Source organism: Burkholderia sp. SRS-25 (genome assembly GCF_004343765.1).
In the GTDB taxonomy this organism is placed as follows: domain Bacteria; phylum Pseudomonadota; class Gammaproteobacteria; order Burkholderiales; family Burkholderiaceae; genus Burkholderia; species Burkholderia contaminans.
The window spans coordinates 1-22,568 of sequence record NZ_PTXM01000007.1 but is presented as its reverse complement, the minus strand read 5'-3'; the positions used below and the strand labels follow the sequence as shown (position 1 = coordinate 22,568).

Sequence of the window (22,568 nt, the reverse complement as noted above, 5' to 3'; positions counted from 1 at the left end):
TGATTCAATGACGGGCGGCCGCGAGATACGCAAGCCAGTGGCGCTCCGCGCGACGAAACGCCGCGACGAGTGCGAACGATACCGCAAGATAGATCAGCGCGGCGACCCCGAACGACTGGAACGCCATGTAGGTCGCGGAATTCGCGTCGCGCGCGACCTTCAAAATGTCCGGCACGGTCGCCGTGAACGCGACGGTCGTCGCGTGCAGCATCAGGATCACCTCGTTGCTGTACAGCGGCAGCGCGCGGCGCAGCGCCGACGGCAGGATCACCCGGCGGTACATCGTGAACGGCGACATCCCGTACGCCCGCGCAGCTTCCACTTCACCGTGCGGAATCGCACGGATCGCACCCGCGAAGATCTCCGTGGTGTACGCGCAGGTGTTCAGCGCGAACGCGAGAATCGCGCAGTTGAAGCCGCTGCGGAAGAATGCGTCGAGCAGCGAGTGCGAACGCACGAACTCGAGGCTGTACATGCCCGTGTACAGCAGCAGCAACTGCACGTAGAGCGGCGTGCCGCGGAACACGTACGTGTAGAACCGCACCGGCGTCGATACCCACTTGTTCTTCGACACGCGTGCAACCGCGAGCGGCACCGCGCACACGAAGCCGAGCGAAATCGACGCGACGAGCAGCCACAGCGTCACCGCGAGGCCGGAGAGGCGCTGGCCGTCCCAGTAAAGGAACGCCTGGCCGAATTCCTGGAGGATCTCGATCATAGTTCTGCGTGCCGCACGCCCATGGAATAACGCTTCTCGAGCTGGATCAGCACGAGGTTGGAAACGGTCGTGATCGCGAGATAGATCAGCGCCGCGACGAGGATGAAGAAGAACATGTTGAACGTGCTCTTGCCGGCGTCCTGCGCGGCCTTCACGACGTCCGCGAGGCCGATGATCGACACCAGCGCGGTGGCCTTCACGAGCACCTGCCAGTTGTTCCCGATCCCGGGCAGCGCAAAGCGCATCATCTGCGGAAACATGATCCGCGCGAACACGCGCGCGCCGCTCATCCCGTAAGCGGCGCCGGCTTCGAGCTGGCCGCGCGGCACCGACAGGAACGCGCCGCGGAACGTCTCGGTGAAGTACGCGCCGTAGATGAAGCCGAGCGTCAGCACGCCGGCCACGAACGGGTCGATGTCGATCTGGTTCCAGCCGACGAAGTCGGTGAACTGGTTCAGCCAGATCTGGATGCTGTAGAACAACAGCAGCATCAGGACGAGATCGGGCACCGAGCGTATCAGCGTCGTATAGCCGGTCGCGATCGCTCGCAGCACCCGGTTGTGCGACAGCTTCGCCACCGCGCCGATCAGCCCCAGCGCCACAGCAGTGGCGAGCGACAGCACCGACAGCTCGATGGTCTGCACGGTGCCGGCCCAGAGGACAGGACCAAAGCCGTAAAGGAACACGCGCGTCTCCAGAGTTGGAATGGATGCCGACGCGTCTGCCTGTCCCGCGCCGGGCTGACGCGGATAGTCGCAAGCGAAATTGATTGTCTCAAATCACCTGATACGCGATTGCTGCGTCGCAACAATCCGTTCCACCATTTGCAACCCCGGCCTACACCGCTGTTTCAAAAGGAAAAAAGCCGCTCCCTGACAACCGGATAACGTGCAGGGAAGCGGACTTTTTGCAATTTTCCGGTCGCTTTTTCGATATAGCGCCGAAGACGGCTGCGGCTGCGCTTACCGCCCTTTCAGGATGTCGGAGCGCGAAGTCGTATAGACAAGCCCGTCCGGTCCGAAATGGACATTGAAGAATGCGTCGGTGTTGACGCCATCCTCGAGCCAGCGCCAGCTCCAGACGATTTCGGGCTTGAGCGGATACTGCGCGATGTCGCCGGGCTTGCCGAGCAGCCGCCGAACCTCGTCCTCGCTCATCCCCGGGCGCACCTTCGCGAAATTCTCGGCGGTCAGCACTTGTGTCGCGCCCGTGTAGCGGCCGTTCGCGTCGAGGTCGACGAACCACGTCTGGTTGCCCATCGGGCCGCGCGGGTATTCGAGCCGCTTCGAGCCGTCGGTGAAGTCGCGCTCGGTCTCGGGCTTGCCCATCGTGCCGCGCACGTCGGCCTCGGTCGATTCGCCGACCTTCAGCCCCTTCAGCAGCAGCGGCGCGGGCTTGATCGCGTTGAAGAAATCCCTGATACGTTGCACGTCGAGGTTGCCTTGCTTGTCGTCGCAGCCGGTCAGCGCCAGCGCGGCGGCCAGCATCGTCACGGGAAGCAGCCGGAAACGGAAATTCATCGGAAGAAATGCGCGTCGAGAAAACACGCGGCAAGGATACCCGTGCGACGCCAAAAGCGCGAGACGGGCGCGCGGCCCGTCTCGTGATCAATGCATCGTTTCGGTTTCAGTCTCGGCCACGCGGCTCTTCGCTTGCGGCGCGCGCGGCACGGCCGGCGGCGCGCCGATGCGGCGCCGCGTACGCACGAGTTCGGCCAGTTGCCACGAACCGAGCGCCAGGCACCCGAACAGCACCTCGCGGCCACGTTTGACCAGCGCGAGCGACAGTGCCGTCTCGCGGTCGACGCCGAACATCTGCGCGAGCAGCACGACGGTCGCCTCCTGCACGCCGAGGCCGCCCGGCACCATGAACGCCGCATGCCGCACGGCCTGCGTCATCGCCTCGATCGCGATCGCGCCGCCGATCGACACCGGATGACCGAGCAGCGCGAGCGCCCAGTAGATTTCGAGCGCGCCGAGCACGTAGCCGCCCAGCTGCCAGAAAAATGCACTGAACAGCAGGCCCGTGCGCGACATCAACCCATCGATGTCGGCATCGAGCCGCTTGCCGTCGACGCCCTGCAGCAGCCGGTGCGAATCGCCGAGCAGGCGGCCCGCGAAACGCTCGAGCGCATGGAAAATCCCGCCGCGGCGCATCAGCACGACGCCGAGCACCGGCAGCGGCAGCGTCAGCAGCAGCGCGAGGCCGATCGTGCCGCCGCCCATGTTGTCCGTCGTCGCGAGCAGCAGCACGAGGCCGAGCGCCGCGAACGCATACTGGACGACGATCGTCACGAGCACCTCGACGATCACCGACGCCGTCACGCGGCTCGCGTCCGGCACCTGCCAGCGCGCGAGCCGGATGCCGACCAGCTCGCCGCCGATCCCGACCACCGGCAGCAGCCGGTTCACCGCTTCGCGCACGGTCGCGATCCACCAAAGGAACGGCAGCGACGAGCGCTTGTCGAGCAGCAGGTGCCACGCGTACGCGTCGAGCAGCAGCGGCAGCGCATGGAACGGCACGAGCCACAGCAGCGCGTAACCGGCGCGCGCGAGCATCTGCGACACGTCGCCGATGCCTTCATGCAGACCCAGCGCCAGCAGGATGCCGATGCCGAGCGGCCAGCCGAGCCATTTGATCCACTTGGTCATGACGGCTGCGCTCCCGGTGCGCGCGACGCCGGCGCGCCGCGCCGTGCGGCGGGCTGGCCGAACACGTCGGCAAAGCCGCCGGTCGCGACGCCCGCGGCCTTCAGCGCGGCCCCGACGCGCGGCGACAGCAACGCATCGAGTTCGTCCACCGGACGGTATCCGGCCATCGTCGGCGTGATCGGGCCGTCGCCGGCCTCGGCCGGATGGCAGTAGATCTCGCCGACGCCCGGCGGCAGCTTGGCGAGCGCGTCGAGCAGCACGGCCTCGTCCATCGCGCCCGTCTGCTCGATGCCGACCACGTAGTCGTTGTGCGCAAGCCCGGCACGGTCGAGCCGCGCGCGCACGAGCGCGATCCACGGCTTGAGCAGCGCGGGCGCGCTCGTCTCGTACGGCAGCCGCACCGCGCGCAGCCCGTAGTCGCGGCCGATCTCGATGATCATCGACAGCACGGTCGGATGCAGATGGAAATGCTTGTGCGCGTTCACGTGGTCGAGCGGCAGCCCGCTCGCCGCGAACGCATCGAACTGCGCACGAATCTCGCGGCGCAGCTGTGCCCGCACGTGCGGCAGGAAGAAGAAGCGGCAGCCGTCCTTCGCCATCGCATCGCCGAACCGCCCGTCGGGGCCGACGAGCGCGGGAATCTCATGCGCGGGCAGCGTGGCCGGCCCGTCCGCGAGCACCAGATGCAGGCCGACCGCGAGCGACGGCAGCCGCCGCGCGCGTTCGATCGCATCCTGCGCCGCGGGCGCGCCGACCATCAGGCTGGCGGCGTTCAGCACGCCGTCGCGGTGCGCGCGCTCGACCGCCGCGTTGACGCGCGGGTGCAGCCCGAAGTCGTCCGCGGTGAAGATCAGCGCCCGCGCCGCCGGCTGCGTCGCCACGAATCAGGCCTCGTGCGCGCGCAGGAAGCGGAAGAACTCGACGCCTTCGCGCAGGCGGCGCTTCATCATGTCCCAGCTCGTCAGCATCTCGCGGACGATCTCCCAGATCTTCGACGGGCGGAAGTAGAACTGGCGATAGAACTGCTCGAGATGGTGATAGATCTCGTCGCGCGACAGGTGCGCATAGCCGATCGCCGCGAGCTGCACGCCTTCCTTGCTCACCAGGTTGATGGTCTTGTTCTCTTCCATCCAGCCGTTTTCCACGGCCTGCTTGTAGAGCGTCGTGCCCGGGTACGGCGCGGCGAGCGACACCTGGATCGTGTGCGGATTGATTTCCTTCGCGTACTCGATCGTCTTCTTGATGGTCTCCTGCGTCTCGCCCGGCAGGCCGAGGATGAAGGTGCCGTGGATCTTGATGCCGAGCTTCTTGCAGTCCGCGCTGAAGCGGCGCGCGAAATCGGTGCGCACGCCCTTCTTGATGTTCACGAGGATCTGGTCGTCGCCGGATTCGAAGCCGACCAGCAGCAGGCGCAGGCCGTTTTCCTTCATGACCTTCAGCGTCTTGTACGGCACGTTCGCCTTCGCGTTGCACGACCACGTCATGCCGAGCTTGCCCAGGCCGATGGCGATGGCTTCGGCGCGCGGCAGGTCGTCGGTGAAGGTGTCGTCGTCGAACATCAGTTCCTTCACTTCCGGCATGTTGTCGCGGATCCACTTCGCTTCCGCGAGCACGTTCTCGACCGAGCGCGTGCGATACCGATGGCCGCTGACCGTCTGCGGCCACAGGCAGAACGTGCAGCGCGACTTGCAGCCGCGGCCCGTGTAGATCGACACGTACGGATAGTTGAGGTAGCCGATGAAGTAGTTGTCGATCTTCAGGTCGCGCTTGTAGACGGGCGCGACGAACGGCAGCTCGTCCATGTTCTCGAGGATCGGACGCGCTTCGTTGTGCTCGATCGAGCCGTCCTTCGCGCGCCAGCTCAAGCCCTTGATCTCCGGGAACGGCTTGCCCTCGGCGATTTCCTTGCAGGTGTAGTCGAATTCCTCGCGGCACACGAAGTCGATTGCCTCGCTCGCCGTGAGCGAGTTGTGCGGATCGACCATCACCTTCGCGCCGACCATGCCGACCAGCATCGACGGCTTCATCTTCTTCAGGTCCTGCGCGAACATCGCGTCGGTCGGGAACGACGGCGTGCTCGTGTGGATGATCACGAGGTCGTAGTCGTTCGCGATCTTCAGCGTTTCCTCGACCGACAGGCCGTCGGCCGGTGCGTCGACGACGCGGCTGCCCGGCACGAGCGCGGCCGGCTGCGCGAGCCACGTCGGATACCAGAAGGAACGGATTTCGCGCTTCGCCTGATAGCGCGAGCCGGCTCCGCCGTCGAAGCCGTCATACGAAGGGGCCTGCAAGAACAGCGTTTTCATGAATGCTCCGGTAGCCTGCATAGTTCGATTCGTCACAACGATTCAGTCAAAAAACCGCGGGCCGCCCTGCCGGCGCCCGCCTCTCTGTCATGTCGCGCCGCGCGGACTCGCCGCGCAGCGCGTCTCGGCCCTCGGGCCGGGTTCGGTCGGAACGGCCCTAGCGGCCGTCCACTGCTTCCACTGCCGCCGCCGCACGTTCGCCGCCGACGACCGTCATCCTCGCACCGCGCCACACCACATGCGTGCCGAACACGGCAGCGAGCCATTCGAGCGCAAGCAGCGTGTCGCGCACCGCGACGAGCGGCAGGTCGCGCCAGAACGCACGCCAGCCGTCCTCGCCGCGCGCGTGCAGCACGAGCCGCCCGAACGCACCCACCACGGCAGCCCAGCCCGCCAGCGAGCCGGCGAAGGTGCCGTCGAGGCGCAGCGCGAGCGCCGCGCCGATTGCGAGCCACGGCACGGTAAACGTAATGAACAGGAACGCGAAGCCGGCCGGGTTCAGCGAGCGGATCGTGCGCAACCAGCGCGTCTCGCGGTGCCACAGCGGCCCGAACGACGGCTCGATCACGTCGGTCGCGACCTCGACCTCCGAAAGCAAGGTGCGTCGCCCGAGGCGGCGCGGCAGCTCGGCCAGCCAGAAATCGTCGGCCAGTTCGTCCTTCAGCGCGGGAAAGCCGCCGATCCGGTCGAGCGTGTCGCGCGTCAACGCGAGCGTGGCGCCGAAGCCGAAGCGGCTCGAGCGGCCGAGGTGCGTGATCCGGACCGACGGCGCGAACCATGCGTCGACGAACTGCGCGCCGATCCGCGTCCAGAACCCGCCGACGCTGCGCGCATGATACAGGCACGTGACGACACCGACCGACATGTCGGCGAGCGGCGCCGTCACGCGCTCCAGATAGTCGGGCTTCACCGCGATGTCGCTGTCCGCGATCACGATGCGGCCGTACTTCGCGCGCTCGGCGAGGTTGATCAGGTTGCTGACCTTCAGGTTCTTGCCGTGCACCCGCGCATCGACCACGAGCGTGATGTCGCACTCGGGATAATCGGCGCGCAGCCGTTCGACCACGGCAATCGCCGGATCGGCCGCCGACGCGACGCCGAACAGCACTTCATACCGCGGGTGGCGCTGCTCGCAGAACGTCGAGAGGTTTTCGTACAGGTGCGGCTCCGCGCCGCACAGCGGCTTGAGCACGCTGACCGGCTCGAAGCCGTCGCGCACGGCCGTGCGCGGCGTACGCGGCTGCGGTGCGAACGCCGCGACGAGCGCATAGCCGGCCGCGGCCAGCGTGAAGACGATCAGGAGCCAGTCGAGCATCGTTGCGGTTGCCGTCATGCGCGACGCCTCCCGGCGACCTGAACGCCATGGAGAACGCGTGAGCGTGATTGAGCATGATTCGGTATTCCGACAACGGCGAACGCGGGCACGACCCGACTCCTTGTTCCAGCAGCGTCTGTGTATGAGGGAGGCTCGACCCATCCTGCGGGTATGGCCATGCCCGGCTTCGCATGGTGCATCTCCGCGCGACACCCGGACGGGATACGGGAAGACGCGTATGGCTACCTTCGGCACAACATGGGCAGGCGCCGGATTTTAGCAGCCCGCGGCACCCCGCGCTCGGCACTACGAGAAACGGACTAGTGCAATTCCGGCAAAGCTGCGCAGTCGGCGAACCATTTGGGTGCACCCGCGTTCACATTAGCGTAAGCGGTTTGCAGGCGTATTGCAGTCTTGAAAATCAAACGTTTCGTGCAAATTTGTATGTCGATGCGGATTCACGTCCAATCGCCGTAAAGATTGGTAATTAATCGGCGATTAGATTGATTTTTGCAACGATCGCCGAATTCGACCCGGCACCCCTGAAAGGCGCATGGGTATCGGGCCGCCTCCAGCACGTTCCGGAACCCTTTGGCAAAATCCTTGGCATTTGTTGCGTCAGCGCATCACCGCGCTCGCCCCCTTTCGAAGGCCATCCGATGACTCCGTTTTCCGTACTCGATCTCGCCCCCATTCCGGCCGGCGCCGATGCTTCCCAGGCATTCCGCAACACCGTCGATCTCGCGCAGCATGCGGAACGCTGGGGTTACCAGCGCTACTGGCTCGCCGAGCATCACAACATGCCCGGCATCGCGAGCGCGGCAACGGCCGTCGTGATCGGCCATGTCGCGGGCGCCACGCGGACGATCCGGGTCGGGTCGGGCGGCATCATGCTGCCGAACCATGCGCCGCTCGTGATCGCCGAGCAGTTCGGCACGCTCGCGTCGCTGTATCCGGGGCGCATCGACCTCGGCCTCGGCCGCGCGCCCGGCACCGACCAGACCACGTCGCGCGCGCTGCGCCGTGACCTGATCGGCAGCGCCGACTCGTTTCCGGATGATGTCGCCGAGCTGCAGCGCTACTTCGCGGAGCCGGTGCCCGGCCAGCGCGTGCGCGCGGTGCCCGGCGCAGGGCTCGACGTGCCCGTTTGGCTGCTCGGCTCGAGCCTGTTCAGCGCCCAGCTCGCCGCGATGCTCGGGCTGCCGTTTGCGTTCGCGTCGCACTTCGCGCCGGACTACCTGATGCGCGCACTCGAGATCTATCGTGCGCAGTACCGGCCGTCGGCCGCGTGGCCGAAGCCGCATGCGATGGTCGGCGTCAACGTGTTCGTCGCCGATACCGACGACGAGGCGCGGCGCTTGTTCACGTCGCTGCAGCAGCAGTTCATCAACCTGCGGCGCGGCACGCCGGGCAAGCTGCCGCCGCCGGTCGACGTGCTCGAGGCGAACGAGCTCGAACTCGCGACGGTTGCGCATTCGCTGTCGTTCGCGGCGGTCGGCTCGCGCGACACGGTGCGCGACAAGCTGCGCGACCGTATCGCGCAGACGGGCGCCGACGAGCTGATCGTCACCGCACAGATCTACGATCACGCGGCACGGCTGCGCTCGTTCGAACTGACCGCGCAGATCCGCGACGAGCTCGCGAACGAAACGCGCTGACGGTGCACGCCCGGGCCGCCCGCGGCCGGCACCCGCATCACTGCGGGTGCGCGGCCTCCAGCCCGTCGAGCAGCGCCTTGTGGAACGCGTCCGGATCCTGGATCTGCGGCGCGTGCCCGAGCGCCGGGAACTCGACGAGTTGCGCGCCGGGAATCGCCGCCTGCGTGCGCTTCGCGAGTTCCGGGTAGCGGCCGAGCTTCGCATGCACGTCGGGCGGCGAGACGTCCTTGCCGATCGCGGTCGTGTCCTTGTCGCCGATCATCAGCAGCGTCGGCACGCGGATCGCGCCGAGTTCATAGACCACCGGCTGCGTGAGGATCATGTCGTAGATCAGCGCGGAGTTCCACGCGACCGCGTCACGACCGGCGCCACGGTACATCCCGGCCAGCATCTGCACCCAGCGCTCGTACGACGGCGACCACTTGCCCGCGTAGTACGTGCCCTGCTCGTAGCGGCGAATGCCGTCGGCCGTGGTCTTCAGTTCGCGCGCATACCAGTAGTCGACCGGCAGCGGCGGCACGCCGAGCGCCTTCCAGTCCTCGAGGCCGATCGGGTTCACGAGCACGAGCTGGTCGGTCGCCTTCGGATACATCAGTGCGTAGCGCATCGCGAGCATCCCGCCCGTCGAGTGGCCGACGATCGTCGCCGACTTCACCCCCACCGATTCGAGCAGCGCGTGCGTATTGCGTGCGAGCTGCTGGAAGCTGTACTGGTAGCGATCGGGCTTCGTCGACTTGCAGAAGCCGATCTGGTCCGGCGCGATCACGCGATAGCCGGCTCGGCTCAGCACGCCGATCGTGTCCTCCCAGGTCGCCGCGCAGAAGTTCTTCCCGTGCAGCAGCACGACGGTGCGGCCGTTCGGGTGTGCCGGCTGCACGTCGAGGTAGGCCATCTCGAGGGTTACGCGCTGCGACACGAACGTGTAGAGATGCACGGGCGCCGGATAGGTGAACCCTTCCAGGCGCGGGCCATACACGGGCCCGTCGTTGCCGGCCGGCGATGCGGCAGCGGCCATGGCAGGCAGGGCGCACGCAACGGCGACACCCGCGCCGAGCACGGCGGCGCGCGCGACGAACAACATCTTGCGAATCGAAAGCATGGCGATCACGGTGATTGGAGACGCACGCGGGCGGCCGGGCCACCTCGCGCCCCGCGATTCTACGCGGTCGCGCTGACGACGGAGCGCAACACTCCGGGGCCGCGCGACTTCCGCGCGCGCGACGAACTCGGGTATCGTGTGACGTGACCCTGAAACGCGTGCAGGCGATTCCCATGAAAAACGTCCTCAGCATTCAGTCGCACGTCATCTACGGCCATGCCGGCAACAGTGCGGCCGTGTTCCCGATGCAGCGCCTCGGCGTCAACGTCTGGCCGCTCAATACCGTCCAGTTGTCGAATCACATGCAGTACGGTCACTGGGCCGGCAGCGCGATCGATGCCGCGAAGATGGAGCAGCTCGTCGACGGCATCGCCGCGATCGGCGCACTCAAGCGCTGCGACGCCGTGCTGTCCGGGTTCCTCGGCTCGCCGCCGCAGGCGCGTGCGGCCGTCGAGATCGTCCGCTCGGTGAAGGCGATGAACCCGAACGCGTGGTACTTCTGCGATCCGGCGATGGGCCAGACGGGCGGCATCCGGCCCGAGCCCGGTGTCGAGGAATTCATCGTCCAGGAGATGCCGGCGCTCGCGGACGGCATGTCGCCGAACCACACCGAACTGCAGAAGCTCGCCGGGCGGCGCATCGAAACCGTCGCCGAAGCCGTCGAAGCCTGCCGCTCGCTGATCCGCCGCGGCCCGCAGATCATCCTCGTCAAGCACCTGCACGACCGCAACAGCCCCGCCGATCGTTTCAACATGCTCGCGGTCACCGAAACCGAAGCGTGGATCGGCCAGCGCCCGCTGTATGCGTTTCCGCGCCATCCGGTCGGCGTCGGCGACCTGACCAGCGCGATCTTCGTCGCATGCCGGCTGCGCGGCGACTCCGTGCGCGCGGCGTTCGAGCACACGCTCGCGGCCGTGCATGCGGTCGTGAAGGCCACCTACGATGCGCGCCGCTACGAGCTCGAACTCGTCGCCGCGCAGGACGAAATCGCGCGCCCGAGCGAATGGTTCGGCGCGTGGGTCACGGACGCCTGACACGCCGGCATCGCCTTCCGCTTCACCAGTGCGCATCCCGCACCGCATTCCCGCCTCATCCCTGCCGCACCGCGACTTGCCAATAGATATCCTCACGCCGCTTCAATATCGCTTCGACGTGGATGCAAACGTTTCCGGACTTCACATGAATGACACCGATTCCTCGCTATGCTCGCGGTGGCACCACCCGGCGCAGCCGCATCCTGCGACCCGGGTGCGCCCTTCCAGCAGGTCCTGCCAATCGGCTCCCCCCTTCATCACACGATAACGACCATGACCCGATCGAACCGTCGTGACTTCCTGCGCGTCGCTGCCGGCACCGCCGGCGCCGCCGCGCTGAACCTGTTCCCCCCCGTGATTCGCGATGCGCTTGCGATTCCCGCGAACCGCCGCACCGGCACCATCCGCGATATCGAACACATCGTGATCCTGATGCAGGAGAACCGCTCGTTCGACCACTACTTCGGCACGATGCGCGGTGTCCGCGGCTTTGGTGACCCGCGTCCGCTGCGCCTCGCGAACGGCAAGTCGGTGTTCCACCAGCCGGTCGGCCCGGCCGAGCTGCTGCCGTTCCACCCGGGCGCGGACAAGCTCGGCCTGCAGTTCCTGCAGGACCTGCCGCACGGCTGGCAGGACATGCACGCCGCCTGGAACAAGGGCCGCTACGACCAGTGGGTGCCGAACAAGGGCACCACGACGATGGCGTACCTGAAGCGCGACGACATCCCGTTCCACTACCAGCTCGCCGACGCGTTCACGATCTGCGACGCGTACCACTGCGCGATCCCGAGCTCGACCGACCCGAACCGCTACTACATGTGGACCGGCTACGTCGGCAACGACGGCACGGGCGGCGGCCCGGTGCTCGGCAACGAGGAAACGGGCTACGGCTGGACGACCTATCCGGAAGTGCTGGAGAACGCCGGCGTGTCGTGGAAGATCTACCAGGACGTCGGCACCGGCCTGAACGCTGCCGGGTCGTGGGGCTGGACGCAGAACCCGTACATCGGCAACTACGGCGACAACTCGCTGCTCTACTTCAACCAGTACCGCAACGCGCTGCCCGGCACGCCGCTGTACGACAAGGCGCGCACCGGCACCAACATCAGCGCGGGCGGCACGCTGTTCGACGTGCTGCAGCAGGACGTGAAGAACGGCACGCTGCCGCAGGTGTCCTGGATCTGCGCGCCGGAAGCGTATTCCGAGCATCCGAACTGGCCGGCGAACTACGGCGCGTGGTACATCGAACAGGTACTGCAAGTGCTCGTGTCGAATCCGGAGGTGTGGAGCAAGACCGCGCTCTTCATCACGTACGACGAAAACGACGGCTTCTTCGACCACGTGCAGCCGCCGTTCGCGCCGCAGTCGCGCGACAACGGGCTGTCGACGGTCGCGACGACCAACGAGGTATTCCCCGGCGACGCATCGCACATGGCTGGCCCGTACGGGCTCGGGCCGCGCGTGCCGATGCTCGTCGTGTCGCCGTGGACGAAGGGCGGCTGGGTCTGCTCGCAGACCTACGATCACACGTCGCTGCTGCAATTCATCGAAGCGCGTTTCGGCGCGCAATACCCGGTCAAGGCCGGCAACATCTCGCCGTGGCGCCGCACGGTGTGCGGCGACCTGACCGCCGCGTTCGATTTCGCGACGGCCGATGCCGGCTGGCCGACGCTGCCGGACACGAGCGGCTATGCGCCGCCTGACCGGCTGCGCCATCCCGACTACATCCCGGTGCCGCCGGTGCTGCAGAAGCTGCCGAAGCAGGAGGCCGGGCTGCGTCCGGCGCGCGCGCTGCCGTACGAGCTGTTCGTGCACGGCCGCGTCGAATCGGTGAACGGCCTGTTCCGGCTGACCTTCGCGAACACGGGCCGGGCAGGCGCCGCGTTCCAGGTGCAGTCGCGCAATCGCCTCGACGGCCCGTGGGCGTACACGGTCGAAGCCGGCAAGCGGATCGCCGACACGTGGAGCGCCGCGGCGTCGCTCGGCCTGTACGACCTCGACGTGTACGGCCCGAACGGCTTCTACTGCCATTTCCGCGGCCCGTTCGCGACCGGCGTCGGCAGCGCGAACGTGAACCCCGAGGTGATCTACGGCTACGACGTCGCGAACGGCAACATCACGCTGCGCCTGATGAACCGCGGCCACAAGGCCGTGCGGCTCAAGGTCACGAACGCGTACGGCCACGGCCGCGCGCGCACGTTCGACCTCGCGCCGGGCCAGCAGATCGACGACTACTGGGATCTGCGCGGCAGCCACGGCTGGTACGACCTGACCGTCAGCGACGGCCGCCCGCTCGGCTTCCTGCGTCGCTTTGCGGGCCACGTCGAAACCGGCCGCCCGAGCACCAGTGATCCGCTGATCCGCACGCACGCATCGCACGACGATGCCGAAGCCGCATCGGACGCCCAGTCCGACTGACGGCATCCCCTGCGCGGCGCGGCCCCGGCGGGCCGCGCCGCCTTCCCGCTCCTCGCTCCCCCTCCTCTGCGCCCGCGACGGGAAACTCCCGATACCGGCTGCCTTCGCACGCGCGGAAGCTATGCGCAAATCCGCACCGAATGCGCGGCGAATTGCCAAGACCCGGGCATATCGGCGACCTATATATCGAGGCGATCGGGGCGCTTCTTCGCGGAGCCTGACGGGAGATTCTTCCGAGGATAACGATGCCGACCTCCCCGCCCGATTCCGAGAAGCGGTCGAACCGCCCGCCCGTCGCATGCGTCCGGCACGCCCGAGCGCATGCGGTACTCACTCGCACGTGTCGAACAAGAGGAACAACATGAAATTCCGTCATTCCCTGCTGTCGGTGTCGATTGCATCCGCGCTTGCCCTCCTCTCGCAACAGGCCGCACAGGCCGCCGATTCGACCGACGTGAAGGTCGGCTTCGCCGCGCCGCTCACGGGCGTGAACGCCGGTTACGGCAAGGACCTGCAGAACGGCGTGCAGCTCGCGCTCGACGACGCCGTCGCGCAGAAAGTGCAGATCGCCGGCAAGCCTGCCCACTTCAACCTCGTCGTGCAGGATGACCAGGCCGACCCGCGCATCGGCGTGCAGGCCGCGCAGGCGCTCGTCGACCAGAACGTGTCGGTCGTGGTCGGCCACTTCAACTCGGGGACGACGATTCCGGCGTCGGTGGTCTACGACAAGGCCGGCATCCCGGTGATCGATCCGGCTGCGACCAACCCGACGCTCACCGCGCGCGGGCTCGCGAACATGTTCATGGTGATCGCGACCGACGGCCAGAACGCCGGCAACGCGGGCAAGTACGCGGTCGACGTGACGAAGGCGAAGCGCATCGCGATCATCGACGACCGCACCGCGTTCGGCCAGGGCGAGGCCGACGAGTTCGAGAAGGCCGTGAAGGCCGCGGGCGGCAACCTCATCGGCCGCGAATTCACCAGCAACCAGGCGGTCGACTTCCGCGCGCAGATCACGAGCCTGAAGGCGAAGAACCCCGACCTGATCTTCTTCGGCGGCCTCGATTCGCTCGCCGCGAACTTCATCAAGCAGATGCGCCAGTTAGGGCTGAACGCGCAGTTCGTCGGCGGCGGCGGCGTGAAGGACAACGAGTTCATCAAGATCGCGGGCCCGGCCGCCGAAGGCGCGATGGCGTGGGAATACGGCCGGCCGCTCGACGAGTTGCCGCAAGGAAAGGATTTCGAACAGCGCTTCAAGAAGCGCTTCGGCGTCGACGTGCTGTCGTATGCGCAGTTCGGCTACGACGCGGCGTGGGCGGCGATCAAGGCGATGCAGGCGGCCGGCTCGACCGACCCGAAGGTCTATCGCCCGGCGCTGAAGAAGATCGACTTCGAAGGTGTCACCGGCCGCATCTCGTTCGCGAACGACGGCTCGCTGAAGAGCGGGATGTCGACGCTGTACCAGGTGAAGAACGGCGCGTGGAAGACGATCACGACGAAGGGAGGCTGATCGGAAGGTGCCGGCGGCCGGCGGCGGCAACGCCGCCCGGCCCCGGAGATCGATGAACGGATATCGATCTTATATGACGACTGATGTTGAGGCGATTCGACCGGGCCGCCGGCACTGCGGGGCGCGCCGCCCGGTGCGTCAGCCGGCCTCGGCCTCGGCCGCCTCGTGCGCGCGGCGCAGCCGCTCGCGGCTGTTGGTGAGGTGCGTGCGCATCGCGGCGCGTGCCGCTTCCGGGTCGTGGCGCGCGATCGCCTCGTAGATATCCTCGTGCTCGTGGTTCAGCCGGCCGACGTAGCGCTCCAGATCGTCGCCGGCAAAGCGCGCCGAATTCACGCGCGTGCGCGGAATGATCGACGTGCCGAGCTGCGTCATGATGTCGACGAAATAGCGGTTGCCGGTGGACTGCGCGATCTGCAGGTGGAACTGGAAGTCGAGCTGCGCCGTGTCGCGGCCGCCGCCCGCCCCCGATGCGATCGCATCGAGCGCGCGCCGCAGCGCAGCCAGGTCGGTATCGTTCGCGCGTTGTGCGGCAAGGCTCGCGCATTCGCTCTCGAGGCTGATGCGCAGTTCCAGCACCGCGAGCACGTCGCGCAGCGTCGTGATCGTCGCCGGGTCGATGCCGAGCGTCTGGCGGCGCGACGGCTCCAGCACGAAGCTGCCGATGCCGTGGCGCGTCTCGATGAGCCCGCTCGCCTGCATCCGCGAGATCGCCTCGCGCACGACCGTCCGGCTCACGCCCTGCGCCGCCATGACTTCGGTTTCGGTCGGCAGCTTGTCGCCGGGACGCAACGCGCCGTTTTCGATCTGCGCGGTCAGCGCGTCGACGACATCTTGTGCGAGGCTGCGTGCGCGACGGCGCGGCGCTGCGGGAAGCGTAGGCACGGACATGAGGCCGGTTCCTTTTTGAATGATCGCAATGTGGGCCGAGGGTTTACGCGGGGTTTGAGCGAAAGCCGATGATTCATTATACTGCGTCACAAGTCATCCGACGACTGATGATCGAAACACGGATCTCCTGTCGACTCAAGCGAGCACTCCTGCGCCGCCCGGTCCCATGCTTTACGATCAGCCAGCGTTCGCGTTCTGCGCTCCGCTGGTCAGGTTGTCGCTCCCACCCCGTTTCGGGTTGCGTCGACCTGCGGGGCTTGCGCGCCGCGCATGTCGGTTGTCGAATGATCGCACCTCCCGTCGCGCGCGGCAAAGTTTTTGCCGCACGGCATTGCCCACCCTTTCGCCATCGCCGCCCATGAACGCCGTCACTGCCTCGCCCTCCCACGACACGCCGCGTATCGTCGACCTGCAAGCGATTCCGGTCGCCGGCCACGACAGCATGCTGCTCAACCTGAGCGGCGCACACGGCCCGTTCTTCACCCGCAACCTCGTGATACTGAAGGACAGCGCGGGCCGCACCGGCGTCGGCGAAGTCCCGGGCGGCGAAAGCATCCGCCGCACGCTCGACGATGCGCGCGCGCTCGTCGTCGGCCAGCCGGTCGGCAATTACCACGCGGTGCTCAACGACGTGCGGTGCACCTTCGCCGACCGCGACGCGAGCGGCCGCGGGCTGCAAACCTTCGACCTGCGCACGACGATCCACGCGGTCACCGCGCTCGAAGCCGCGCTGCTCGACCTGCTCGGCCAGCATCTCGGCGTGCCGGTCGCCGCGCTGCTCGGCGAGGGCCAGCAGCGCGAGCGCGTCGAAATGCTCGGCTACCTGTTCTACATCGGTGACCGCACGAAGACCGCGCTCGCCTACCGCGACGGCAGCGGCGCGACCGACGACTGGACGCGCGTGCGCGACGAAGCCGCGCTGACGCCCGAGGCCGTCGTGCGGCTTGCCGAGGCCGCACATGCGCGCTACGGCTTCAACGACTTCAAGCTGAAGGGCGGCGTATTCGAAGGCGCGAGCGAGATCGAGGCCGTGACGGCGCTCGCCGAGCGCTTCCCCGACGCGCGCGTGACGCTCGACCCGAACGGTGCGTGGTCGCTCGACGAGGCCGTGCGGCTGTGCCGCGACCAGCATCATGTGCTCGCGTACGCGGAAGATCCGTGCGGCGCGGAGAACGGCTACTCGGGCCGCGAGGTGATGGCTGAATTCCGCCGCGCGACGGGGCTGCCGACCGCCACCAACATGATTGCGACCGACTGGCGGCAAATGGGTCACGCGGTGCAGTTGCAGGCCGTCGACATCCCGCTCGCCGATCCGCACTTCTGGACGATGCAGGGTTCGGTGCGCGTCGCGCAGATGTGCCGCGACTGGGGCCTCACGTGGGGCTCGCATTCGAACAACCACTTCGACGTGTCGCTCGCGATGTTCACGCACGTCGCGGCCGCCGCGCCGGGCCAGGTCACCGCGATCGACACGCACTGGATCTGGCAGGACGGCGAGCGGCTGACGCGCGAACCGCTGAAGATCGAGAACGGGCTGGTCGAGGTGCCGAAGCGGCCGGGGCTCGGCATCGATATCGACATGGATGCCGTCGCGGTCGCGCACGAGTTGTACAAGCAGCACGGGCTCGGTGCCCGCGACGACGCGGCGGCGATGCAGTATTTGATTCCGGGGTGGACCTTCAACAACAAGCGCCCGTGCCTCGTGCGCTGAGTGCGGGACGAACCGGGCGGCAGGTCGCCCGGTCGAGCCTGGGGCGCACCTACCCGGCCAGGAGGCCTAGCCGGCCGCCCCAATCCCCCGCGCCATCCCCGACGCGGCGAACACGATGACGATCACCAGCATCGCCTGCCAATGGCCGATCCGCACATAGGTGCGCGCACGGCCGAGATCGGGCATCTGCTGCTGCCGCGCGGCGACGCGCCACCGGATCAGCCCCAGCATCGGCACGACCTCGAGCAGCAGGATCAGCACGAGCGCGGTCATCTTCAGGTGAAAGAGCGGTTCGTGCAGGTAATACGCGGAGCCTTTCTCGAAACTGCCGAACGCGCGCATCAGGCCCGTCACGATCAGCACGAGCGCCGATAGCCCCCACGCGGCATCCGCCTTGAATACGCCGGGCAAATCGGCCGCCTGCGCCGACGCGATGAGCCGGCGCAACGCGCGGTTACGCCCCGCGATCGCGGCAAACGCGACGCCGAACGCACTCAGGTGAATGGCAGCCAGCAACCAGCGGACGATCATCACGCCTCCTTGTCGCCCGCCTGCCGTGCGCGGGACTTGTCAGACGATCTGTTTGAGCGCGGCGTCGAGCGCGAGCACCGCGACGCGGTCGCCTTCGGTCGCGAGCGGCGCACGCATGACGATCTGCCGGTTATGGCCGACGGCCGCCGGCGAATCCCACAGCAGTTCGACCTTCGGTCGATTGAAAAAGCTGCCGTGGCGCGGCGGCACGACGGCCGGCTGCGCGTCCGCTGCCCCCTCGCCTGCGGCAGGCGCCGCCCGGCCGGGCCAGCGCACCGACAGTTCGCGCGCATCGTACTGGCCGACCTTGCGGCTTTCCATCCACACGATCGCAGTGCGCGTCAGCACGTCGAGCGAAATCGCATAACGGCCGACCGCGAAGCGGCGGGCGGCCACGTTGGTCCGCCACAGCGGCCGCGGGCGGCAGATCCACACGATCGCCGCGTAAAGCGCCGGTGCGGCGACGAGCCAGCCGTTGGTCGCCGTCACCGCATGCAGCGCGAGGCGCCAGCCGTCCACCCAGACGAACATGCCGATCGACCAGACGGCGAACAGGAAACCGATCAGTGCAAAGACGCGCAGCGCCTGGCGCAGCCACTGCGGCAGCGGATGGAACGGCCGTTCGGCGCGCGCGACGGCGCCCGGCAGCGCGAGCAACAGGAAGATCAGCAAGAGGTAGACGAAGGCCCAGGGCGACGACACCATCGCCGACAGCGACGAGCGATAGCCCATCTGGGACATCGAGAACAGCCAGCGCGCGAGCAGCACGAGACCGATCGCACGCAACGCGAAGATCACACCGGCGCCGGGGGCCGGCGCTGCGCGCGTGGATTTCGTTCTCGCCAAGACTGCTCTCCTCTGGATATTCGTGCGGGGCCGGATTTCACGGCACGGCCATTATAGGGACATTACCGTCTGGACAGACGGACGGATGCCCTGCCGGGCCGCTTCGGGGGCCGTTCGCGGCGTCGGGCGCGGCGAGAATACAACAGATCCGCGCCGCGGATGTGACAACGCCCCGCCGGGAACCCGGACGGGGCGTCGTTGGCAGCCGCGCGCCGCAGCGCGGCGGCGGCCCGCAATCAGCTTGCGTTGACTTCGCGGAGCACCGTGCGGCGCTTCTGGCGCAGCAGTTCCTCGTAGCCCTTCACGTAGTTCTGCGCCATCACCTTCGACGAGAAGCGGGCTTCGAATGCAGCGCGGACCTTCTCGCGCGGCAGCGTATCGAGGCGCTTGAGCGCGGCAACCGCCGACAGTTCGTCTTCGACGACGAAGCCCGACACGCCGTTGTCGATCACTTCCGGCACCGAGCCGCGCTTGAACGCGATCACCGGCGTGCCGCAAGCCATCGCCTCGATCATCACCAGGCCGAAGGGCTCCGGCCAGTCGATCGGGAACAGCAGCGCGTGTGCGTTGCCGAGGAATTCGGTCTTTTCGGACTCGCTGATTTCGCCGATGTACTCGACGTGCGGCAGCGCGAACAGCGGCTTGATCTTCTCTTCGTAGTACGCGCGGTCAGCCTTGTCGAGCTTCGCGGCGATCTTGATCGGCAGGCCGGCCTGCTCGGCGATGCGGATCGCCGTGTCGACGCGCTTCTCGGGCGAGATGCGGCCCAGGAACGCGAGGTAGCTCGGCTTCACGTTCGGGATCGGCGTCAGCAGGTTTTCCGGCAGGCCGTGGTAAACGGTCGACAGCCAGTTCGCCTGCGGCAGCGGGATGCGCTGGTTGTCGGAGATCGACACGACCGGCACGTCGCTGAACGCGTTGAAGATCGGCTGCAGTTCCGGCAGGTCGAGACGGCCGTGCATCGTCGTCAGATGCGGGACCGGCTGGCGCGAGAACAGCGAGAACGGGTAGTAGTCGATGTGGCAGTGCAGGACATCGAACTCTTCCGCGCGGCGGCGCACCTGCTCGAGGAGCAGCATGTGCGGAGCCATCACGTCGCGGATCGTCGGGTCGAGGCGCAGCGCCTGCGGCCAGCAGGCTTCGAGCTTCGCGGAGGTTTGCGAATCGCCGCTCGCGAAGAGCGTGACGTCATGCCCCATCTCGACGAGTGCTTCGGTGAGGTAGGACACCACTCGCTCGGTACCACCGTACAGTTTCGGGGGCACCGCTTCGTGCAACGGAGCGATTTGGGCGATTCGCATGCGTAACTCCTAAAAAATCGGCTAAAAACCAGGTATGGGTCGGCAACCTGCCGGCGGTCCGGGCTGGATGCATGTCGTCCGAAGATCGGACGAATCAGCCTGCCGGGGGCGTCAAACCCGCGCTGCTCAAGGAGCGTCGGCGACGCGACAGGCATAGAACGTTTGAAACGAAGACCCGTTGACAGGGGTTCGTAAAAAACCTGGAATCGAACCCGGAGCCGATTATCTAGGGTTAATCCCGATACGGCGCACAACATTTCAAACACTTTACTTTGTTACAAAGGTGCAACACTTTGCAACCCGCGGACTTGGGTGTCCGTTCTAGAGTGGAAGGCCCTTTTGGCATTCCTTGACCCCGTGACCGCCGGCAGCGTGATTCCGGCACATGAGGCAGGACGGGATGCCGGATTTTATCTCAAAATCGACCGCGAGCCCCTGGCCAAGGCAAGATTCGCGCAGCGCGACACGCGGGCTTGTTTACAATGCCGGATTATTCAGTCCGGGCGAACGCCGGCCTGCGACCCAGCCGCCACGCTCACTCACCGAATCACCGCACGCATATTTTGGAATCTCTCACCCCTGCCCAGCGCAACGCCCACAACGCGAAGCTGTCGAGCTACGCGCATCGACCGATTGCGTTCCTGTTCCGCTACATCCGCCTGCATCCTGTCGCCCACCTGATCGTGCTCTGCAGCGTGCTGGCCGCCGTCGGCTGCGCGCTCGGCTCGCAATACGCGATCAAGCACCTGATCGACGTGCTGGCGACCGGGCGGCATCACCCCGGCCCGCTGTGGAGCGCATTCGCGCTGCTCGTCGGGCTGATCGCGGCCGACAACCTGCTGTGGCGCGTCGGCGGCTGGTTCGCCGCGCATACGTTCGTCGCGGTCACCGGCGACCTGCGGCGCGACCTATTCCAGTACCTGATCGGCCATTCGCCCACCTACTACGCGGAAAAGCAGCCCGGCACGCTCGCAAGCCGCATCACGGCCACGTCGAACGCCGTCTACACGTCGGAGAACACGATGGCGTGGAACGTGCTGCCGCCGTGCATCGCGGTGATGGGCGCGATCCTGATGATCATCGTCGTCAATCCGATGATGGCCGCCGGCCTGCTCGGCTGCTCCGCAGTGCTCTCCGTCGTGCTGTTCAAGCTGGCCGGCCGCGGCTCGGCGCGCCACCACGCGTTTGCGGCGAAGGCAGCGGCGGTCGACGGCGAGCTCGTCGACGTGATCGGCAACATGGGCCTCGTGCGCGCGTTCGGGATGACGCTGCGCGAACAGAAGCGCTTCGGCGCAACGGTCAAGGCCGAGATGGATGCGCGCCAGCAGAGCCTGCTCTATCTCGAGAAGCTGCGCCTGCTGCACGCGGTGATCACCGCGATGCTGTCCGCCGGCCTGCTCGGGTGGGCGCTGTGGCTGTGGGACCAGGGCCGCGCGACGTCGGGCGACATCGTGCTCGTCAGCTCGCTCGGCTTCACGATCCTGCACGGAACGCGCGATCTCGCGGTCGCGCTCGTCGACGTCACGCAGCACATCGCGCGCCTGTCCGAAGCGGTGAAAACGCTGCTCGAGCCGCACGGGATGCCGGACCGCTCCGACGCGCAGCCGCTGTCGGCCAAGGGCGGCCGCGTCGATTTCGAGCGCGTGACGTTCGCGTATCCGCACCGCCGCGCGATCCTCGACCACTTCGACCTCCATATCGAGCCGGGCCAGCGCGTCGGCCTGATCGGCAAGTCGGGCGCCGGCAAGTCGACCGTGCTCGCGCTGCTGCAGCGCTTCTACGACACGCAGGACGGCGCCGTGAAGGTCGACGGCCAGGACGTGAAGACGATCACGCAGGACAGCCTGCGCCAGGCGATCGCGCTCGTGCCGCAGGACATCTCGCTGCTGCACCGGACGATCTACGACAACATCGCGTACGGCCGCCCCGAAGCGACCCGTGAGGAAGTGCTCGCCGCCGCGCGCGACGCCCGCTGCGCGGAATTCATCGAAGCGATGCCGGAAGGCTATGACACGATCGTCGGCGACCGCGGCGTCAAGCTGTCGGGTGGCCAGCGCCAGCGTATCGCGATCGCGCGCGCGATCCTGAAGGATGCGCCGATCCTGCTGCTCGACGAAGCGACGTCCGCACTCGACAGCGCGTCAGAGGAAGCGATCCAGAGCGCGCTCGACCGCCTGATGGTCGGCCGCACGGTGATCGCGATCGCCCACCGCCTGTCGACGCTGCGCAACTTCGACCGGATCATCGTGATGAACAACGGCAAGGTGATCGACGACGGCGCGCCCGACGTGCTGCGCATTCGCCCCGGCCTGTACCGCGACCTGCTCGCCAAACAGCACGGCCGCCACCATCCGGCCCCCGACGGCAGCACGCCGACCGGCGAACGCGTGGCCTGACACACCGGCCCGCAGCCGACAAAAAAGCCGCAGTGCGCGTCGCACTGCGGCTTTTTTTAGGTTCATCGAGGATTACCGGGGAACGCGGCGCGGATCTTGAGGAAGAAGTATTCCTCGTCGCGGTACCCGTAGGCCCGACGCTTGATGACCTTGATGGTGTTGTTGATGCCTTCGACGACGCTGGTA

The 22,568-nt window shown here is 67.1% G+C and carries 19 protein-coding genes; 6 read left to right on the top strand and 13 right to left on the bottom strand.

Annotated features, from left to right (window positions below; translation table 11 throughout):
• Positions 1-4 precede the first annotated feature (4 nt).
• The 7 genes from C5O79_RS10360 to hpnI all read right to left on the bottom strand — a co-directional run bounded on the left by C5O79_RS10360 (position 5) and on the right by hpnI (position 7,008).
• The gene (locus C5O79_RS10360; RefSeq protein ID WP_046545277.1) at positions 5-718 is read right to left on the bottom strand and encodes an ABC transporter permease; all 714 of its coding nucleotides are present in this window, start codon (positions 716-718) and stop codon (positions 5-7) included.
• Positions 715-1,404: a histidine ABC transporter permease HisQ gene (gene hisQ, locus C5O79_RS10355; protein WP_039348273.1), complete on the bottom strand. Its 690-nt coding sequence runs from the start codon at positions 1,402-1,404 to the stop codon at positions 715-717. Before hisQ ends, C5O79_RS10360 begins: the two co-directional genes overlap by 4 nt.
• A 276-nt stretch (positions 1,405-1,680) precedes the next feature.
• Positions 1,681-2,238, bottom strand: a complete 558-nt coding sequence (locus C5O79_RS10350; RefSeq protein WP_046545276.1) for a lipoprotein — start codon at positions 2,236-2,238, stop codon at positions 1,681-1,683.
• An 87-nt stretch (positions 2,239-2,325) separates the two neighbouring features.
• A complete protein-coding gene (locus C5O79_RS10345; protein WP_122473708.1) occupies positions 2,326-3,369 on the bottom strand; it encodes a lysylphosphatidylglycerol synthase domain-containing protein in 1,044 nt (347 codons plus the stop codon).
• Positions 3,366-4,250, bottom strand: coding sequence for a hopanoid biosynthesis-associated protein HpnK (hpnK, locus tag C5O79_RS10340; RefSeq protein ID WP_122473707.1), 885 nt, complete (start codon positions 4,248-4,250; stop codon positions 3,366-3,368). The genes C5O79_RS10345 and hpnK overlap by 4 nt, the downstream gene beginning before the upstream one ends.
• A gap of 3 nt (positions 4,251-4,253) precedes the next feature.
• A complete protein-coding gene (gene hpnJ, locus C5O79_RS10335; RefSeq protein ID WP_306426965.1) occupies positions 4,254-5,696 on the bottom strand; it encodes a hopanoid biosynthesis associated radical SAM protein HpnJ in 1,443 nt (480 codons plus the stop codon).
• A 136-nt stretch (positions 5,697-5,832) separates the two neighbouring features.
• Entirely contained in the window at positions 5,833-7,008 is a 1,176-nt protein-coding gene (gene hpnI / locus C5O79_RS10330) for a bacteriohopanetetrol glucosamine biosynthesis glycosyltransferase HpnI (protein WP_047850490.1), read from the bottom strand.
• Between the two features lie 641 nt (positions 7,009-7,649).
• Between hpnI and C5O79_RS10325 the strand changes: the two genes are divergently transcribed.
• A complete protein-coding gene (locus C5O79_RS10325) occupies positions 7,650-8,648 on the top strand; it encodes an LLM class flavin-dependent oxidoreductase (protein ID WP_122473706.1) in 999 nt (332 codons plus the stop codon).
• A gap of 37 nt (positions 8,649-8,685) precedes the next feature.
• On the opposite strand, the gene C5O79_RS10320 is transcribed toward C5O79_RS10325, so the two are convergent.
• Positions 8,686-9,747, bottom strand: a complete 1,062-nt coding sequence (locus C5O79_RS10320) for an alpha/beta hydrolase (protein WP_046545271.1) — start codon at positions 9,745-9,747, stop codon at positions 8,686-8,688.
• A 173-nt stretch (positions 9,748-9,920) separates the two neighbouring features.
• Between C5O79_RS10320 and pdxY the strand changes: the two genes are divergently transcribed.
• The 3 genes from pdxY (at position 9,921) to C5O79_RS10300 (ending at position 14,709) form a co-directional block, all read left to right on the top strand.
• A complete protein-coding gene (gene pdxY / locus C5O79_RS10315; RefSeq protein WP_039348286.1) occupies positions 9,921-10,781 on the top strand; it encodes a pyridoxal kinase PdxY in 861 nt (286 codons plus the stop codon).
• A 273-nt stretch (positions 10,782-11,054) separates the two neighbouring features.
• A complete protein-coding gene (locus C5O79_RS10310; RefSeq protein ID WP_046545270.1) occupies positions 11,055-13,199 on the top strand; it encodes a phospholipase C, phosphocholine-specific in 2,145 nt (714 codons plus the stop codon).
• 361 nt (positions 13,200-13,560) lie between these two features.
• Positions 13,561-14,709 carry a branched-chain amino acid ABC transporter substrate-binding protein gene (locus tag C5O79_RS10300; protein WP_046545269.1) on the top strand — a complete coding sequence of 383 codons (1,149 nt, stop codon included), beginning with the start codon at positions 13,561-13,563 and terminating at the stop codon, positions 14,707-14,709.
• A gap of 138 nt (positions 14,710-14,847) precedes the next feature.
• Here C5O79_RS10300 and C5O79_RS10295 read toward each other — a convergent pair whose 3' ends face one another.
• Positions 14,848-15,597, bottom strand: coding sequence for a FadR/GntR family transcriptional regulator (locus C5O79_RS10295; RefSeq protein WP_039348294.1), 750 nt, complete (start codon positions 15,595-15,597; stop codon positions 14,848-14,850).
• Between the two features lie 358 nt (positions 15,598-15,955).
• On the opposite strand from C5O79_RS10295, the gene gudD reads away from it, so the two are divergent.
• Positions 15,956-17,308, top strand: coding sequence for a glucarate dehydratase (gene gudD, locus C5O79_RS10285; RefSeq protein ID WP_131931355.1), 1,353 nt, complete (start codon positions 15,956-15,958; stop codon positions 17,306-17,308).
• Positions 17,309-17,374: 66 nt separating this feature from the next.
• Here the strand turns inward: gudD and C5O79_RS10280 are convergent, their stop codons facing one another.
• The 3 genes from C5O79_RS10280 to C5O79_RS10270 all read right to left on the bottom strand — a co-directional run bounded on the left by C5O79_RS10280 (position 17,375) and on the right by C5O79_RS10270 (position 19,986).
• The gene (locus C5O79_RS10280) at positions 17,375-17,839 is read right to left on the bottom strand and encodes a DUF2214 family protein (RefSeq protein WP_122473705.1); all 465 of its coding nucleotides are present in this window, start codon (positions 17,837-17,839) and stop codon (positions 17,375-17,377) included.
• Between the two features lie 39 nt (positions 17,840-17,878).
• On the bottom strand, positions 17,879-18,685 hold the full coding sequence (locus C5O79_RS10275) for a hypothetical protein (RefSeq protein WP_046545267.1): 807 nt from the start codon (positions 18,683-18,685) through the stop codon (positions 17,879-17,881).
• Between the two features lie 236 nt (positions 18,686-18,921).
• Positions 18,922-19,986: a glycosyltransferase family 4 protein gene (locus C5O79_RS10270; RefSeq protein ID WP_006476459.1), complete on the bottom strand. Its 1,065-nt coding sequence runs from the start codon at positions 19,984-19,986 to the stop codon at positions 18,922-18,924.
• 563 nt (positions 19,987-20,549) lie between these two features.
• On the opposite strand from C5O79_RS10270, the gene C5O79_RS10265 reads away from it, so the two are divergent.
• The gene (locus C5O79_RS10265; RefSeq protein ID WP_046545266.1) at positions 20,550-22,382 is read left to right on the top strand and encodes an ABC transporter ATP-binding protein; all 1,833 of its coding nucleotides are present in this window, start codon (positions 20,550-20,552) and stop codon (positions 22,380-22,382) included.
• Positions 22,383-22,444: 62 nt separating this feature from the next.
• Here C5O79_RS10265 and C5O79_RS10260 read toward each other — a convergent pair.
• On the bottom strand, positions 22,445-22,568 hold a 124-nt coding region (locus C5O79_RS10260), incomplete at its 5' end, for a transposase (protein ID WP_143329487.1).